The organism is Neobacillus niacini (assembly GCF_023715415.1).
GTDB lineage: Bacteria > Bacillota > Bacilli > Bacillales > Cytobacillaceae > Neobacillus > Neobacillus niacini_C.
On record NZ_JAMBOB010000029.1, the window covers coordinates 1 to 1,802 of the forward strand.

A 1,802-nucleotide genomic window follows, 5' to 3' on the forward strand; every position below is an offset into this window, starting at 1 on the left:
CTCCCTCAGTAAGATACATTTATCTCTCAAATACTCACTTATTCGCAGGATTTCAAAACACTTAGAAGATTAAAGTGGGATGTATTGAATGAGTTTTAGACCATTTGGCTACATGAAGGCATGCTTAAATAGAGGAGGTAGTTACATCTCCAAAAATTTCCATATAATGTACGCATTCTCCACGCCACCCTTGGAGGTTTTCACTCCCATGTCTCAACGGGTCAATTGCCCTTTCATTCCTTCGTCACACCTATCCAAGTGGTAGAGGCCGGTCTTTCTAACGGAACGGGTCTGAGCCCTTTTGCACAATAAATCCGGTACTTCGTACTTTCTTTGAGATCCTACGAATAAGCCAATATTCGAAAGTTATAAATCTTAAAGCTATTTGAATACAGTAATATATATAATTTTTAGTTTACTTTATGCAGCTACTGGTGTTATAGGTTTAACTTTGTCAGGGCAATAGGCCTCATTATTACGTGCAATTCCTACTATAATTCTTGCGAATTTATTTATTAATTTCATAATGGATTTCATTTTTTTCATCTTTTTCACATTAACATTGTAAGAGTGCAGTTCTTTAAATTCAGGGTTGTTCATGACAAGACTCATTGTCGCTAGGTAAAGGAAACGTCGTAATCGAGACCTTCCTCGTTTAGAAAGGACGATTTGTCCTTTCCACTTTCCTGAACTTGCCTCTACTAAATGTAATCCAGCATGACGTAATAATGAGCTACCATGAGCGAACCTACTTAGATCTCCTGCTTCTCCTAATATGCCTGCAAGTGCAATCTCACTAACTCCTTTAATAGATAATAATTTTTTTGCGAAGGTAATTTGTTTAAGGACGCAAGTCACTTCCTGTTCAACTCTTTCAAGCTGTGCAGTGGCAAGGTCAAATTCTTCAATTAATTGTTCCAGGTGTAATTTATAAGCATCAAGTGCTTGATGGGTACCAACAGATTGTTTAGCCAAAACAATTAGTAATTGGGCCTTTTTTAATCCCGCGTGTCGTTGCATTGTTGATTTCCAACCATCAACGATATCTTGTGCCTTCATAGAACTTATTTCTAATGGTGTAGGGAATAAGCGAAGAGTAGCGATTGCACCTTTTCCTTTCACGTCTTTAAAGACTTGGCGAAGTTCAGGAAAAACGATATCTACCCAACGATTGATTTGATTGACAGCACTAACAAATCTCTTAACTGTCATATCACGATTAGCCATTAATACTCGTAGTTTTTCAAATGCCTCTGAAGTAGGACGTAGAAAGGAATAGTATCCATTCTTAACCATATCAGCTATAACCAAAGCATCTTTTTTGTCGCTTTTTGATTGGCTATTATCTCTATTTTCTTTATTCCTTTTAACAAGATGAGGATTAACGGTTACTACTTCAATATTTTGTTCATATAGCCATTTTGATAGGTTAAGCCAGTAATGTCCGGTTGGTTCCATACCAACTAACGTTTTATCAAAACCTTTGGTAGTTTTTAGCTTGTTAATCCAGTTAAGTAATCTATCAAATCCTTCTTCGTTATTTTCAAAAGAGAGAGGATCACCAACAATAATGCCACGGAAATTTACAGCACGTGCAACATGAATATGTTGAGCAATATCTACACCGATAACAAGGTGTTTATTAGAAATTCTTTCAATTAGTTGATTTTGTTTGTCTTGCATCTTAAACTTCATATTAGGTTCCTCCTTAGGGTTTGAGTTAGAGTGGTGTCTAGACTCATATCTTACTGAGGAGCCTTTTTATTTTCAAAGGTGAAAATTAACCATCTACAGGAATTCTA

Annotated in this window: 1 protein-coding gene; it reads right to left on the reverse strand. The window is 36.2% G+C overall.

Going from position 1 to position 1,802, the window contains the following annotated elements:
• Nucleotides 1-420: 420 nt before the first annotated feature.
• On the reverse strand, nucleotides 421-1,695 hold the full coding sequence (locus M3189_RS26335; RefSeq protein WP_251639758.1) for an IS110 family transposase: 1,275 nt from the start codon (nucleotides 1,693-1,695) through the stop codon (nucleotides 421-423).
• Between the last annotated feature and the right edge of the window lie 107 nt (nucleotides 1,696-1,802).

Coding starts and splice junctions, on each gene's coding strand:
- M3189_RS26335 (WP_251639758.1), bottom strand. CDS start 1,695: ATGAAGTTTAAGATGCAAGACAAACAAAATCAACTAATTGAAAGAATT.